At 69.5% G+C, this 15,570-nt stretch carries 8 protein-coding genes; 3 read left to right on the forward strand and 5 right to left on the reverse strand.

Features of this window, described 5'->3' with window-relative positions; genetic code table 11:
- Positions 1 to 6: 6 nt before the first annotated feature.
- Positions 7 to 990: an AAA family ATPase gene (locus B7R21_RS00580; RefSeq protein ID WP_116281306.1), complete on the reverse strand. Its 984-nt coding sequence runs from the start codon at positions 988 to 990 to the stop codon at positions 7 to 9.
- A 22-nt stretch (positions 991 to 1,012) separates the two neighbouring features.
- Positions 1,013 to 7,285 carry an Ig-like domain-containing protein gene (locus B7R21_RS00585; RefSeq protein ID WP_116281307.1) on the reverse strand — a complete coding sequence of 2,091 codons (6,273 nt, stop codon included), beginning with the start codon at positions 7,283 to 7,285 and terminating at the stop codon, positions 1,013 to 1,015.
- Positions 7,286 to 7,442: 157 nt separating this feature from the next.
- On the opposite strand from B7R21_RS00585, the gene B7R21_RS00590 reads away from it, so the two are divergent.
- Positions 7,443 to 8,279: an MBL fold metallo-hydrolase gene (locus tag B7R21_RS00590; protein WP_116281308.1), complete on the forward strand. Its 837-nt coding sequence runs from the start codon at positions 7,443 to 7,445 to the stop codon at positions 8,277 to 8,279.
- Between the two features lie 144 nt (positions 8,280 to 8,423).
- Here B7R21_RS00590 and B7R21_RS00595 read toward each other — a convergent pair whose 3' ends face one another.
- Positions 8,424 to 9,764: an MATE family efflux transporter gene (locus B7R21_RS00595; protein ID WP_116281309.1), complete on the reverse strand. Its 1,341-nt coding sequence runs from the start codon at positions 9,762 to 9,764 to the stop codon at positions 8,424 to 8,426.
- A 148-nt stretch (positions 9,765 to 9,912) separates the two neighbouring features.
- Between B7R21_RS00595 and B7R21_RS00600 the strand changes: the two genes are divergently transcribed.
- Together B7R21_RS00600 and B7R21_RS00605 are read left to right on the forward strand one after the other, a co-directional pair.
- Positions 9,913 to 11,979 (forward strand): M13 family metallopeptidase, encoded by a 2,067-nt coding sequence (locus tag B7R21_RS00600; RefSeq protein WP_116281310.1) that lies wholly within the window; start codon positions 9,913 to 9,915, stop codon positions 11,977 to 11,979.
- An 86-nt stretch (positions 11,980 to 12,065) separates the two neighbouring features.
- Entirely contained in the window at positions 12,066 to 12,974 is a 909-nt protein-coding gene (locus B7R21_RS00605; protein WP_253259557.1) for a serine hydrolase, read from the forward strand.
- Between the two features lie 17 nt (positions 12,975 to 12,991).
- Here the strand turns inward: B7R21_RS00605 and B7R21_RS00610 are convergent, their stop codons facing one another.
- Both B7R21_RS00610 and B7R21_RS00615 read right to left on the reverse strand, forming a co-directional pair.
- A complete protein-coding gene (locus B7R21_RS00610) occupies positions 12,992 to 14,008 on the reverse strand; it encodes a GNAT family N-acetyltransferase (RefSeq protein WP_116281312.1) in 1,017 nt (338 codons plus the stop codon).
- A 170-nt stretch (positions 14,009 to 14,178) separates the two neighbouring features.
- Complete coding sequence (locus B7R21_RS00615; RefSeq protein ID WP_116281313.1) at positions 14,179 to 15,552, reverse strand: glutamyl-tRNA reductase; 1,374 nt, start codon at positions 15,550 to 15,552, stop codon at positions 14,179 to 14,181.
- Positions 15,553 to 15,570: the final 18 nt, after the last annotated feature.

Genomic DNA, 15,570 nt, shown 5'->3' on the forward strand with positions numbered 1-15,570 from the left:
GGCGGGCTAGACCGCGACAGTCGCGGGCTGCCGCGCCTGTGGTGCCGCCACGTCGGCCAGCACTCGCGCGAGCACCTGGGCGGCGGTCGTGCCGGCGAACTCGGCCTCCGGGTCGAGCACGAAGCGGTGCGTCCACACGTGCGGGGCCAGCTCCTTGATGTCGTCGGGCAGCACGAAGTGGCGGCCCTGGGCCGCAGCCCAGACCTTCGACGCCCTGATCAGGGCCATCGCCCCGCGCACAGACACACCCACGCGGCTCTCGGGCGCATCCCGGGTGGCCTCGGCGAGCTGCGCCGTGTACCTCAGGATCGCGCTGTCGACATGCACCGTCGCGGCGAGGTCGGCCATGTCGGCGACAGCGCTCGTCGTGATGATCGGCGTCAGCGCCGCCGAGGAATCGCGGATCGACGCGCCGGCCAGGATCAGCTCGGCCGACGCGAGGTCGGGGTAGCCGATCGACGTCTTGATCAGGAATCGGTCGAGCTGCGCTTCGGGCAGGCGGTAGGTGCCGGCCTGTTCGATCGGGTTCTGCGTGGCGATCACGAGGAACGGGCGGCCCACGCTGTGCGCCACACCGTCTACAGTGACCCGCGACTCCTCCATCACCTCGAGCAGGGCCGACTGCGTCTTCGGCGATGCACGGTTGATCTCGTCGGCCAGAACGATCGACGCGAACACGGGCCCTCTGTGGAACTCGAACGCATGGCTGTTCTGGTCGTAGATCGTCACGCCCGTGACATCCGAGGGCAGCAGGTCGGGGGTGAACTGGATGCGCTGGTGCGTGCCCTGCACCGTCGCGGCGATCGCGCGGGCGAGCGACGTCTTGCCGGTGCCGGGAGCGTCCTCCAGCAGCACGTGCCCCTCGGCGATCATGGCCATGATCGTGAGCCGGATGACGCCCTGCTTGCCGAGAACGGCCTGCCCGACGTTGCCGACGAGCCGGTCGAACGTTCCGGCGAACCAGGTCGCCTGTTCGGAGGTCATGCTCACAGTGTTCTTCTCCTAACCCGGGTTACCAGGTGATGTGGTTGGACTCGAAGGATCCGCTCGGGCCGTTGATGGTCGCGTAGACCGACGATCCGGTGAATCCGAAGTAGGCGTTGTTGGGGATGGTCAGATTTCCGCTCGAGCCGACGTTGACGGTCTTCGTCAGCCATGGCGACACGCAGTTGCCACCGCTGGCGCAGTTGCTGAAGTAGGTCAGCGTGTACGCCCCGGGTTTCGCGTCGGTGATGCGCAGCTCGACGTAGGCGCATCCGGACGTCGCGCACTGCGCAGTGCGCACCGGAGCGCCCTTGGCGACATTCACCGCGGTGAGGATCGGTTCGGCACCGCTCGCTGCAGCCGCCGAGGCGGTTCCGCTGACAGCTCCCGTCGCGTCGACGGTGCGGGCGTCGATCGAGTGGTTCTGGCTGTACCCGTCGCCGACCTCGCGGCTCCCGCCGACGGTGCCGACGTTCTCCCAGCCGCCACCGTCGATGCTGATCTCGATGTGGAAGTCCTGGCCGTTCCGGCTGGGAGCCCCCCAGCTCACTGTGACGCTCTTGGCGTTGCCGCTCGCGCTCGCGGTCGGGTTGCCGGGCGCGCCGTAGGGGCTGACGGTGTTGGATGCCCCGCTGGCCGCTCCCTGGTAGGACTCGCCGTCGAGCTGGGTGACCGCTCGGACCTTCACGCTGTAGGAGCCGTTGTTCGGCACTCCGCTCCGGATGACCTTGTCCCCGGGCATCCCGATCCAGCCGCCGCCATTGACGCTGTACTGGTAGGCGAGTTCGCTCTGCCGGGCACCCTTGCCGTCGGCGGCCCCATACGAGACGGTGACCGTGTTGTCGCCGGCGCTGGCTTGCACATTCGAGGGTGCGCCCGGGGCCACGAAGGCGCGGCGCGGCGCGGATTCGCCCGAGCTCTCACTCGTGCCCGCCTTGTTCCTGGCGGTCAGCGCGAAAGTGTAGTTGGTCTCCGAGTAGTCCACCGGGATGGCCTGGGACGTCTCGCCCGCGCCGGGCGTGAGGGTGCGGATGACCGAGCCCCCGCGAATCACCTGGAGCGAGTAGCCCTTGATCGGGTCTCCGTTGGCCGCCGGGGCCTTCCAGTTGACCTGCAACTGGGCCTGGTCGCCGACCGGGTCGAGACGGGTCACGGTGGGTGCGGCGGGAGCGTCGGGCTTTCCGGCCGGGATCTCGGCAGCAGAGTACGGGCTGAAGTCGCTCGGGCTCGGGGCCCGGTTCACGGCCTGCACCCGCACCTCGTAGGGGGTGCCGTTGTCGAGCCCCTCCCATTTCACGGTGTTGCCGGTCACTCCGGTCTTCTGGATGGCGCCCTTCGCCGGCGCGGGCGAGATCTCCAGGTTGTAGGAGGTCACCGGCGAGCCGGTGGTGTTCGGGGTCACCCAGGTCACGGTGAGGCTCTTGTCTCCGAAGACGAGCGTCGGCGCGGCGGGGCGGTCGGGGCGGGCATCCGGCCGGGCCACCGCAGACGCGGGAGACGGATCGGAGACGCCGACCGAGTTCGTGGCCGTGACCGTGAAGGTGTACTCCACATTGTTGGTGAGGCCGTTCAGAGTGCACGTCGTCGAGGCGCACTGCTTGCTGTACCCCTGCGGGCTCGACACGGTGTAGCCCGTGATCGGAGCGCCGTTGTCGCTCGGCGGTGTCCAGGAGAGAACGACGGTCTTGTCCTGGATGGAGGTCACCGAGGGCGTCGTCACGTTGTCGGGCCGGCCCTGAACGGTGAGCAGGATGCGTCCGTCGGCCTCGCGGGTCGGGTCGTTCGTGGCATCCGAGATGCGATAGCTCACGACCATCCGGCCCACGAAGTCCGGACCCGGTGTCACATCCACTCGGCTTCCGTTGACGCGCGCCGCACCGTCGCCGGTCTCGACGGTGGCGCCGAGGATCTTCAGTGGGGTGTCAGGGAACGGGTTGGTGTCATTCGCGAGCACGTCGACCGTTCGGGTCTTGCCCTGGTCGGCATTGCCGATCTCATCGTCGCCGGCGATCGGTTTCGGCTTCGTCGTCGTCAGCACGGTGACGGTCACGACCCCGGTGCCCGGTTCACTCTGGCCGTCGTCGGCCGAGATCTGGAGAGTCGAAGGTCCCTTCGTCGCCGAAGGACTCGCGGTCACGGTGAGGGTGTTACCGTCGATCTTCGCGTCGAGTCCGGAGGCCGGGTCGTTCGTTATGCGGTAGACGAGCCTGTCGAGGTCGCCCTTGTCCGAATCGCGCGCGAGCGTGCGGAGGTTCAGGGTCTTCGGGCCGTCGTCGGGTGACACGTCGAGGCTGCCACCACTGAAGGTCGGCGAGTGGTTGATTGTCGACACCACGGTGATCGGGATGACCAGGGTGGCCTTGTGCCCCTCCGGATCGTCGGGCCCCGTGCCGTCGGTGACCTCGAAGTTCAGGGCGTCGGGCCCGAAGTAGTCGGCGTTCGACGTGTAGCTGAGGGTCGAGGCATCCGTCACCAGCGAAGCGCCGTTCGCGTGCGACGCGCTCACCTTCCCGGCCTCGGTGATGCGCACCGTCTTGCCGGGGGCGACGAGCACGTAGTCGCTGAGCGCCACGCTCACGGTCTCACCGCTGTTCACCGTGATCGGCTTCGTGCCGGGCTTCAGAGTCGGCGCCTCGGTGTCGGTTCCGGGGGCGTAGACGAATGCCGATGCGGTCAGGCCGTCGACGTCGGTCACCGTGTAGGTGATGATCTGTGCCGCGGGCTGCAGGATGACCGTGAGCTGGCCATCCGCGGTGACGCTCGCATTCGGGTCGTTCACCGATACCTTCAGATCGTCGACCGTGCCGTCGGGGTCGTCGTCGTTCTCCCGCACCGGAACCGTCGTCGACGCCTTGCCCATGACGTCGGCGACACCGATGATGTCGTCGCGGGCGATCGGTGCCACGAGTGGGGCATTCGGATCGACACTCACCAGCAGGGCGCCGACCGCCGTGGCCCCGTACTGGTCGACGACCGTGTACTGCACGGCGTACTGGCCGGGCGTCGAGGGGGCGTTCACGACCACGCGGCCGCGCGTGATCTCGGCTGTCATCCCGTCGGGCAGCTGCAGCCCGTTGTCGCGGAGCGCGATCGGGTCGCCGTCGGGATCAGAGTCGTTCGCCAGCACATCCACAGCGACGCTCCGGCCCGGCCTCACGCTCACGGCATCCGGCACCGCGTACGGGTTCTGGTTCGCTGCCGAGCTCGGCACGATCCCCACCTGCACTGTCGCCGTCGCCTCTGCGCCGAGGCGGTCGCGCACGGAATAGGCGAACGTGTCGGTGCCGGTCGACACCGGGTAGGCCTCGTACTCGAGCCACGATTCGCCGACGTTCACGATGCGGCCCTTGCTCGGAGCGCTCGCCTGGCCGACGAGCTGCACGGAGTCGCCGTCGGGGTCGATGCCGTCCAGCGTGATGGGAATGCGCACCGTCGTACCCTGGAGCGCCCGAACGGTCACATCGCGGGGGCGGGGCGGCGAGTTCGCCCCGGCGTCGGCGCCCACGATCTGGATGGTCACGTAGCCGGCGTCGCGCTGGCCCTGGCTGTCGACGACCTCGTAGGTCGCGTACACGGTCTTCGCGGTGGGTCCGGCCTTGAAGCGCAGCGTGTCCTGCGCCACGAACATGTCGCCGTCGGCCGGGTCGATCAGCGGCTCGACGAGCTTCGGCGCGAGCGTGATCGTGTCACCGTTGGGGCTGTAGTCGTTGGCGAGAACCGGGATGGTCGCCACATCCCCCGCCCGCACGGTCACGCTGTCATCGACCGCGACCGGTGGAAGCAGCTTCGCCGGGGCCGGCACGGGGATGATGTAGACCTCGCCGAGCGCCGACTTCGAACCGTTCGTGACGGTGTAGTGGATGGTCGTGGGGATCGTGATGCCGGGAACATCGGTGACGCGGAGCGTCTCGTGCTCCAGCACCTCCACGCTCACCCCGGAATCGGCGGGGTTGTCGATCGACTGCACGGCGAGGATGCCGCCGGCCGGGTCGAAGTCGTTGCCGAGTACGTTGACCAGCACGCTGTGGCCCTTGGTGAGCAGGGCGACGTCGCGCACGGCGATGGGCGCGGCATCCGTCGCCACGTCGGCGAGAACATCCACTCGCACCAGGTTCGTCGCCGACTTCGGACCGTTCGTGACGGCGTAGCGCACGTAGTAGGTGCCGGGCGTCGCCGAGACGAAGCTGAAGGTGCCGGTGGTGTAGTCGGGAACGACCGTCGCGCCGGCGACCTCGTTCACCTTGGCGAGCCGGAGCTGCGTGCCGCTCGGGCTGAGGTCGTTCAGGAGCGGAGACGCGGTGACCTGCTGGTTCGGGCGGGTGATGTAGTGGTCGGCGTTCGTGATGGGGGGCAGAGTGCCCGCGGCGCGCATCTCGAAATGGATCGTGCCCTCGGTCTGGGTTCCGGCCTGGCCGTCGGAGACCGTGACCTTCACATCCTTCCGCCCCGGTTCCGCATCGAGCGCGGTGAACGTGATCTGGCCGTCGGCGCGGAACTGCACCTGGTTGGCGCCGTCGGCCGTTGCATTCGTCACGAAGATGTCGTCGCCGTCGGGATCGATCCAGTCGGGCAGCACGTTGTACGACACGGTGGAGCCCTGCTCGACGGGCACGGTCGCGATGCGTTTCTCGACAGGCGCGCTGTTCGTGCCGGTCGCGCTCACCGTGAGGGTGACGGAGGCCGTGTCCTGCCCGCCCCGGCCGTCGTCGGCCGTGTACGTGAAGGTGTTGCCGCTCGTCGCGCCGGCCGGCACCGAGATCTGCAGGGCGGCCCCGTTCAGAATGGGTTGCACCGAGCCGAGCTTCGGCTGTGCGCCGGTGAGGCTCGCCGTCAGCACGTCACCGTCGGGGTCCGAGTCGTTGTCGAGCACCGGCAGGATGGTCGTGCGGCCCGCTCGCACGCCGAACTTGTCGTTCGCGGCGATCGGCGGGTTGTTCTTCTCAGTGCGGTTGGGCAGCACCTGCTGCAGCACGTCTTCGGGGGTGTCGTCGTTGTTGTCCTTCTGGGTCTGGTCGGCGGGGGGAACCACGTCGTCCCAGTTCTCGACCTTCTTCATGTCCTGGTTGACCAGCCAGACGGCCCCGCTGGTGAGGTCGTTCAGCACGACGACATCGCGATTGACGCGGAAGAGCAGGTCGGCGTTGTCGCCCAGTCCGTCGATCGCCCGGGCGACGTCGTTCGCGCTGCCCTCGCAGTCGCGGAGGTAGGTGGAGGCGCCCGACCAGGCCGCGTAGGCGCAGCCGCCGAGGGCGACAGGCGCGGTGGGCCGGCCGACGGCGCCGGTGCTGCTGGGGGGCGCGTCGACCGTGGTGGCCTCGCCTCCGCCGAGGGGCTGTTCGATGAGCGCTGTCGGGGTGGCGATCAGCACGGTGGCCGACCCGGGCCCGTTCTGCTGCAGGATTCCACCCTTGGTGCTGTCGAGTGTGACGGTCTTGCCGCCCGGCAGGAAGACGGTGCCGTTCACGCTGTCGAACACGACCGCATCGGTGCCGACGGTGGCGAGGGTGAGCTTCGCGTCGTCGGCGACAGCGGGCAGAGCGCTGGTGGTGATGTCGGGGCTCTTCGAGGTGGTGCCGGTGCGGCTGTCGACGGTGGGGGCGGCGCTCGTGGAGGGTGTGGGCGTGGCGGCGCTCCCGGCTGCGGGGGTGGCCGGGGCGGTCGCTGCCGGGGTGGCCGTGTCGGTGGCGGGTGCGTCTGAACTCTGCTCATCCGGAACCGGCGCGGCCTGGGCATCCGCCGGGATCGTCACCAGCGTGCGGTCGGTCAGCGAGAGGCCATGGATGCCGCCACTGCTGTCGACGGTGGCTGAGGCTCCCGACCCCAAGCGGTAGAGCGGCGCCTGCGGGGAAGGCAGGAAGCTGGCCAGCGACTCGGGCGACGTGGCCCAGAGCATCCCGCTCGCCGGGTCGAGCACCGACAGCGTGTCGGCCCCGAGCGAGACCTGCGCGTCGGCGGGAACGGCGACCGGGTTGCCGACGGAGACCGTGGCGGGGTCGACCGTCTGCATCGTCGAGGAGGCCGGGTCGACGGCGATGACCGTGTCGCCGTCCTGCAGGATGCCGAAATTGCCGCTCGTCATGCGGAGGCCGCTGTCGAGCACCTGGGAGGGGTAGTTGAGGTGGCCGAGCAGGAGCCCGCTCGGCTTCGACACCCAGACGCCGCCGTCGTTCAGCTGCACGTTCGCCGTCGAGACGCCCTGGTAGAGGATCGCCATCGTGGTCACCGCAAGTGACACGACAGAGACGGTCGCCACAGAGGCAAACGTCGCCTTGTGGCGCCGAATGGCCTCGAAGAGCCTCACATGAACCCCCGCTGTGAGATGAAACAAGCGCTGCCATTCAAACACGACTCGTTGTCATCCCCTAAACAAAGGGTCGCCGGGTTTCAGCGCTGCGAGGTTTCCCACCCGTGGCGCGGCTCCGGCGGCGGGAGGGGGGCGCGGGCGGCAGGATGGATGCATGCAGCTCACCGTGCTCGGCACCGCCGCCCCGTTTCCCGTGCCCGGCAATGCGTGCTCGGGGTATCTGCTGCGGGCGGGCGGGGCTGTCGCTGCGGATGTTCGCCCCACCTCGCTCTGGATCGACGCCGGCACCGGCACCTTCGCCGAGCTGCAGCGGCACATAGCGCCGGGGGAACTCGATGCGATCTTCGTCTCACACCGGCACGCGGACCACACCGCCGACCTCCTCGTGGCCTCCTATGCCTACCGGTTCGGCACGGGGCCGGCGTTCGCCGCGCGCGGCGCGAGGCGCATCACGGTGTTCGGGCCGGAGGGCCTCGCCGGGAGGCTCGCCGCCTACCTCGGGCCCACGGCGCTCGCCGGACTGGAGGCGGTGTTCGACTTCACCGAGCTGCACGGGTGGGGCGAGGCCAGCGTGGGTGACCTCGATCTGTCGTGGGGCCCGGTCTCGCACGGCGTGCCCGCCTTCGGACTGACGGTCGTCGAGCGCGACGCCGCAACCTCTGCGGCCGCGACATCCCCAGCCGCTGAGTCGGTGTCGCGGGCCGGCCTCACCTACTCGGGCGACACCGCGCCCTGCATGTCCCTCGTCGAACTCGCCGAGGAGTCGGGCACCCTGCTCTGCGAGGCCGCTTATGACACCGCGCCCTTCGGGGAATATGTGCACTGCACCCCCGAGGACGCGGGCCGGCAGGCGACAGAGGCGGGCGTCGCCACCCTCGTGCTCACCCACATCGCCGAGAATCTCGACCCCGCCGCAGCAGTCGCGCGCGCCCGTGCCACCTTTGCGGGAGAGGTGCGCGTGGCAGAGTCCGGCGCGACCTTCCTGGTCTGACGCTGCGCCCGCGTCCCGCACCTGCTCGGGTTGGTCCCCCCGCCTACGAGGCGCCAGCCGCCGCCCGCCCGCCCGCCCGCCACCCGCCCGCCGCCGCCCGCCCGCCGCCACCCGCCATCCACCCGGCGCCGCGCGCGCGGCCCGTCAGGCGGCGGCGCCGGCCACCATCCATCTGTCGGTGCGCGCGCGAAGCCCGAGCGTGAGCGCCCGCGCACCGATGTAGCCGTAGCCGAACACCGCCCACAACCAGGCCAGCCCCGCGTCGCCGGCGGGCGCGAACAGCGCCACGAGCGTGAGCAAGGGCGCGTAGATCGCGACGTTCACGAGGCCGCTGAGCGCGAGATACCGGGAGTCTCCGGCGCCGATCAGCACTCCGTCGAGCACGAACACGTAGCCCGCGAGCGGGATGCCGAACCCCATCGCGAGGGCCGTGACGGCAAGTGCCGCCGCGACATCCGGGCTCGAGGTGAACACCGGCCCGAGCAGCCCGAGCGCCGCCACCAGCGCGATGCCCGCCCCGAGCAGCGCGCCCACACCCCAGCCCCATCGCACGAGCCGACGCGTGACGAGCCCGACCCGCTCGAGGTCGCCCGACCCGAGGCCGTGGCCCACCATCGCCTGCCCGGCGATCGCGAGGGCGTCGAGCACGAACGCCAGCGTGGTGAAGAGGGTGAGCGCGATCTGGAACGCACCGAGCTCTGCGACACCGAACGTCGCCGCGACGGCCACCGTCGCGAGGATCGCCGCCCTGAGCGAAGCCGTGCGCACGAACAGCCAGGCCCCGGATGTCGCGGCCGACAGGGCCCCGTCGAGCCCCGGTCGGAGCCGCGCACCGCTCTGCCGCGCCGCCCGCACTGCGATCACGATGTAGACCGCTGCCATCGCCCACTGGGCGAGGACGGTTCCTGCCGCTGAACCCGCGATCCCCCAGCCGAACCCGTAGATGAACACGGCGTTCAACCCGGCATTCGCTGCAAATCCGGCGACCGCCACGATGAGGGGGGTGCGGGTGTCCTGGAGGCCCCGCAAGAGCCCGGTTGCGGCGATCACCAGCAGTATGGCGGGCAGTCCGGCGAGCGAGACGGTGAGGTACGTCACGGCGTCGGCCGCGACATCCGGATCGCCCGTGAACAGCCCCACGACCGGCCGCGCGAAGAGCAGGCCGAGAACGACGACGACCACACCCAGCCCGAGGGCCAGCCACAGCCCGTCGATGCCGGCCCGGATCGCGCCCGTGCGGTCCCCGGCGCCCATCCGCCGGGCCACGGCGGGTGTCGTCGCATAGGCGAGGAAGATGAGCAGCCCGATCACCGTCTGCACGATGGCGCTCGCGATGCCGAGGGCTGCGAGCGGCACCTCGCCGAGATGTCCGATGAGGGCGGTGTCGGTCAGCAGGAAGAGCGGCTCCGCAACGAGGGCGCCGAGCGCGGGCACGGCGAGGCGCAGGATGTCGCGGTCGAGGCTCGGGGCGGGCGGTGTGGGCATCCACCAACCGTAGCCAGCACGACCGGCACTCGCGCCACCACTTTCGTGAGTGCGGCCCGCCCGGCTGAGAGCGACCGGCCTGCGTGCCGCACTCAACAGAACCGGTCGCGCTCGCGGCAGTGTCAGGGCGCGCAGGTACTCTGGACGCATGAGCGAAACCGGCATCGACACCACCGAACTCGACCCCGACACCCGTGCGCAGGACGACCTGTTCCGGCACGTGAACGGGCGGTGGATCGCGCGCACCGAGATCCCGGCCGACAAAGCGCGGTACGGGTCGTTCTACGAGCTCGCCGAAGAGGCCGAGAAGGCCGTGCAGCAGATCATCACCGAGGCGCAGGGCGCCGATGAGGGCACTGAGATGCGCAAATTCGGCGACCTCTACACGAGCTTCATGGATGAGGAGCGCATCGAGGAGCTGGGCACGGCCCCGATCGACGCCCAGCTCGCCCTGGTCGACGCCGTCGCCTCGGTCGAAGATCTCGTTCGAACCGTCGGGCGTCTCGAACGGCAGGGCGTGGGCGGATTCTTCCACCTGTTCGTCGACAACGACCCGGGAAACCCCGAGCGATACCTCGTCTTCGTCGAGCAGGGCGGCATTACGCTGCCCGATGAGAGCTACTACCGCGACGAGAAGTTCGCGTCGATCCGGGAGTCGTACGTCTCACACATCCAGCGCATGTTCGAGCTCGCCGGAGCCGGAGCCGATGCGTCGGCAGGCACCGCCCCCGGCACCGCCGCCGACCGCGCCCAGCGCGACGATGCCCACGGGCGCCGCGCCCAGCGCGAGGATGCCCACGGGCGCCGCGCCCAGCGCGTCTTCGACCTCGAGACGGCGATCGCGTCGAAGCACTGGGACAACGTGAAGACCCGTGACGCCCAGGCCACCTACAACCTGCTCTCCTGGGCCGACCTCCTCGCGCTGTTCACCGGAGCGGCAGCCGACGACTCGCCCGCCGGCGCGCTCACGATCTGGCGTGATGCCCTCGATGTGCCCGCCGGGGTGCTCGACGAGGTCGTCGTGCGCGAGCCGAGCTTCCTCGAGGGTCTCTCGAGCCTCATCACCGAGGACCGCCTCGCAGAGTGGAAGGACTGGCTCTCGTGGAAGATCATCCACGGCGCAGCCGCCTTCCTCCCCGACGCCTTCGTCGCCGAGAACTTCGAGTTCTACGGCCACACGCTCACCGGAACGCCCTCGATCCGTGCCCGCTGGAAGCGCGGCGTCTCCCTCGTCGAGGGCTCCATGGGCGAGGCCGTCGGCCGCATCTACGTCGACCGCCACTTCGGCAGCACGGCGAAAGCCGCGATGGACGTGCTGGTCGCCAACCTCATCGAGGCCTACCGGCAGTCGATCACCGACCTCTCCTGGATGACTCCCTCCACCCGCGAGCGGGCACTGGAGAAGCTCGAGAAGTTCACGCCGAAGATCGGTTTCCCGGCGAAGTGGCGCGACTACTCCGCGCTCGAGCTCGACGCGTCGAGCCTGTTCGACAATGTGCGGGCGACGAGCGAGTTCGAGTTCCAGCGCGAACTCGGCAAGGTCGGCAAGCCACTCGACCGCGACGAGTGGTTCATGACCCCGCAGACCATCAACGCCTACTACAACCCGGGCTTCAACGAGATCGTGTTCCCCGCCGCCATCCTGCAGTACCCGTTCTTCGACGAGGCACGGGATGCCGCGTCCAACTACGGCGCGATCGGAGCCGTCATCGGGCACGAGATCGGCCACGGTTTCGACGACCAGGGCTCCCGGTTCGACGGCGACGGACGCCTGACGGACTGGTGGACATCCGAAGACCGCGAAGCCTTCGAGAAGCTGACCGCCTCGCTCATCGCGCAGTACGACGCACTCGCGCCCGCGCAGGTGCCCGAGCACCACGTGAACGGCTCGCTGACAATCGGTGAGAACATCGGCGATCTCGGCGGACTCGGCATCGCATGGAAGGCCTACCTGATCTCGCTCGACGGCAGTGAACCGCCGGTGATCGACGGACTGACCGGTGCGCAGAGGTTCTTCCTCTCCTGGGCGCAGGCCTGGCAGCAGAAGTCGAGAGACGAAGAGGTGATCCGTCTGCTGGCGATCGACCCGCATTCGCCGAACGAATTCCGATGCAATCAGATCGTGCGGAACATCGGCGAGTTCTACGAGGCATTCTCCGTCGGCGAGGGCGATGCGCTCTGGCTGGCTCCGGATGATCGTGTGACCATCTGGTAGTTTCGACATCTGACAGCCGGGGTCGCGGGGCCCCGGCGCCCGTGCATGTGACGTGGCTCCCGGGGCCGCAGGCGAAGGAAACAACGGTGGCACAACCGATGCGCAAAGACCGGCGGCGGGGCCAGCCCGGCCCGCCGAGCGGGCGACGCTCGAGCGCCCCGCACGACAGCGAGACGTTCAAGCGTGGGTTTGTCTCCCTGACGAAACTTGCTCTCTCGGGCGTGCAGATCACCGCTTCGGCCCTGGATGTCGGCACCGAGAAGGTGCTCTTCTCCATCGACGACCACCTGTCGGTGCCCACTGCGAGCCTCGGCAAAGTGCTGCTGCTCATCGAGGTCGCCGCCCGGCTCACCCACCGTGACATCTCGGCGCACGGGCTGCTCGACCGAACCGTCGTGGATTCGGCCGCCGACACCGGACTCTGGCAGCACCTGCAGGTGCCGACACTGCCGGTCGCCGACCTCGCGGTGCTGGTCGGCGCGACGAGCGACAACCTGGCGACCAACGTGCTGCTGCGGCACATCGGCCTCGATGCGGTTCGCGCGCGTGGTGAGTCGCTGGGGCTGCACCGCACGTTCCTGCTCGACAAGGTCCGGGACTTCCGCGGTCCCGACGACGCACCGCACTTCTCGGTGGGCTCTGCGCGTGAGCTCGCCACGCTCTTCCGCAACCTCGCCGAGGGCAATGTCGTCGACGTCGCGACCAGCCAGCAGGTGCTCGCCTGGCTCGGCCTCGGCAGCGACCTGTCGATGGTGGCCAGCGCCTTCGGGCTCGATCCGCTCTCGCACGTGCACTCCGATCACGGCCTGCTGCTGATCAACAAGACAGGCTCGGGTGCGGGCATCCGTTCGGAGGTGGGCGTGCTGCGTGGACCGCGGGCGAGCGTGGCCTACGCGATCACGATGCGGTTCAACGACGCAGAGCTGCCCGGCCGGCTCGCGGTGCTCGAGGGCATGCGCACGCTCGGCACCGACATCCTCGAGTACGTGTACTGAGGCGCAGAGGGACGCCGTCAGTCGATGAGGTCGAGGGCGACGAGGCGGGAGAGCGTCTCGACGCCGGCGGGTGGGCAGCGGTGGGCATCGGTCGAGGTCACCCAGTGCACCGAATCCACCTCCGACGACGCCGTCGGCTCGTCGAGCGCAGTCGCGGCGAAGAGCTCCATCGCGACCATCCGCCCCTCCGGCTCGCCGTGTGCCTGCACGGTGACCGTGAACAGGCTCCGGATGCTCGCCCCGTCGAGCTCGACCGCGATCTCCTCGCGGCATTCCCGCACGAGCGCCTCGGCGGCGGTCTCGCCCGCGTCGATCTTGCCACCGGGCAGGTAGAGCACGTCGCGGCCCCGTGCAGTGACCATGAGGACGCGCCGCTCCCGCAGCAACACGACGGCCGCGACCCGGATGGCCTGCATGCCGTCTGCTCGGGCTGAATCGCCACCCCTGAGCGTGTTCACACTGGCCGCGCGTTCCGCTGCCAGGATCCCGTAGACAGCGGTGTCGCCCCAGGCGCCCTTGAACCAGAGGTTCTCGCGAAGCAAGGCGTCGGGCGTCATTCCGAGCCGTCTGCACACGGCGGCGGAGGCGGTGTTGCGCGGGTCGAGGTGAGCTTCGACGCGATGCACGCCGAGGGTCGTGAAGGCCCAGTCGAGCATCCGCCCTGCCGCTTCCGAGGCGTAGCCGCGGCCCTGGAAGTCGGGATGGAACGCCCAGCCGATCTCGGCCTGGGCGTTCGAGAGGCTGTGCAGGAAAACGGTGATCTCCCCGATCAGCCTCGGGCGGGACGGGATGAGTCCTTCGCCGGTGCCGGACAGCTCGACGCCGACGACCAGCACGTCCCCATCCGCCTCGAGTGCGGTGGTCTGGAGCCGACGCGCGAGGTGCTCGCGTGTCTCGTCGAGCGTGCGCACCTCCCAGAACATGAACTTGACGACCTCGGGCAGCCGCTGGTACGCGTTGATGTCTTCGGCGTCACTCGCGCGCAGCAGCCGCAGCGTGAGCCGCTCGGTCTCGATCGGCGCAAAGGAACTCATGCTCCCACTCTGCCATCACCCCCGCCCCGCCCCGCTCCGCACGGCCCCGCCCCGCCGCGCCTCCGACCTCAATCGAGTGGGCACTTTCGTCCCTCGCGGCCGCTTCACAGGGACCGAACTGCCCACTCGATCAGGCGTGAGGGGATTCCGAGCGGCGGTCCGACGGGGCGTCAGGACGCCTCGGAGGAGTCCGAAGCGGAGGAGTCCGACGCGGCGCCGCCGGATGCGCCGGCGGAGGGGCTGCTTGCGGCGAGGCGCGCAGCGGCACCGAGGCGCACGATCGGCGTGACTGCCGCGGCCGGCTTCACACCGAACAGCGACTCCAGGGCGGCGACGAACGACTCGCCCTCGCCGGCACGGGCGAGTTCGCGGGCGCGCACCGAAGGGGTGTGCAGCAGCACGCCGACGAGGTGGCGGAGAGCCGCCTCGGTTTCGGGCGAGCTGTCACCCCGACCCTTGGCGCGGCCGATCTCGGCGTCGAGCACATCGAAGAAGTGGGAGCGGAGCGCGACGACGGCAGGAGTGACCTCTGCCTCGACGCGGGCTGCACTGTACTCCGCAGCAGCCTCGTCCACCATCGCTCGGGCACTCGTGGTCGAGGCGAACTCGTCGATGGGTGCGTGCAGGCTGATGGTCTCGAGGTCGAGCAGTTCGACGCCTGCCACCGACGAGACGGCAGTATCGACGTTGCGTGGCAGTCCGAGATCGATGACGAGGCGGCGCTCGAGAGCATCCGGCGCGGCCTGTGCGGCAGCGAAGTGGGTGGCTGTGAGCACGGCGACCGGCGACTGGCTCGCGGTGACGATCACATCGGAGGCGGCGATCGCCGCCACAAGGTCGTCGGCCCAGATCTGGGGAATGCCGTGGCGCGCGGCGAACGGCGCGACGCGGCCCGAGGGGGAGTACACGGAGAACTCGGTGGCGCCCCGCTCCTGTAGGGCGAGGAGGCTGACGCGCGCGTACTTGCCGGTTCCGACGAGCAGGATGCGTGTTCCCGACCAGTCCGTGACGCGGCTCTCGGCGAGGTCGAGCGCAAGACGCACCAGCGATCGACCGGCACCGCCGACCCCGGTCTTCGTCTTGACGTCACGGGAGGTGTGCGATGCCCGTTGGAACAGTCTCTCGAGCGCTGAGGATGTGGTGCCCTCCACCCGCGCAGTCTGGAGGGCTCGCTTGACCTGGCCGGCGATCTCGTCTTCGCCGACGACGACCGACTCGAGCCCGCTCGACACCGAGAAGAGGTGCTCGGCCACGGCATCGCCCGACAGCACGCTCACGGCCTCGAACACATCGGCCGGGTCGACGTCGGATGCGCGGCTCACGGCCTCGATCACCTCACGTGTGGCGAGTGCGCTGCCGGCGGTGAGCGGCTCGTCCACATCGAGGTAGGCCTCGAAACGATTGCACGTCGCCAGAACGACGGCGCCCTGGATGAAATTGCTGTCATCGACTAGTGAGGGGGCCACGGACGGTGCACCGATGGAGAGCTTCTCCAGGAGGGTGAAGCTCGCATTCCGATGACTCGCAGTCAGGCAGATGAGCACCAAGCCATCGTAATCGAG

Source organism: Subtercola boreus, from assembly GCF_003399625.1.
GTDB classification, from domain to species: Bacteria; Actinomycetota; Actinomycetes; order Actinomycetales; family Microbacteriaceae; genus Subtercola; species Subtercola boreus_C.

Coding starts and splice junctions, on each gene's coding strand:
- B7R21_RS00590 (WP_116281308.1), top strand. CDS start 7,443: ATGCAGCTCACCGTGCTCGGCACCGCCGCCCCGTTTCCCGTGCCCGGC.
- B7R21_RS00595 (WP_116281309.1), bottom strand. CDS start 9,764: ATGCCCACACCGCCCGCCCCGAGCCTCGACCGCGACATCCTGCGCCTC.
- B7R21_RS00600 (WP_116281310.1), top strand. CDS start 9,913: ATGAGCGAAACCGGCATCGACACCACCGAACTCGACCCCGACACCCGT.
- B7R21_RS00610 (WP_116281312.1), bottom strand. CDS start 14,008: ATGAGTTCCTTTGCGCCGATCGAGACCGAGCGGCTCACGCTGCGGCTG.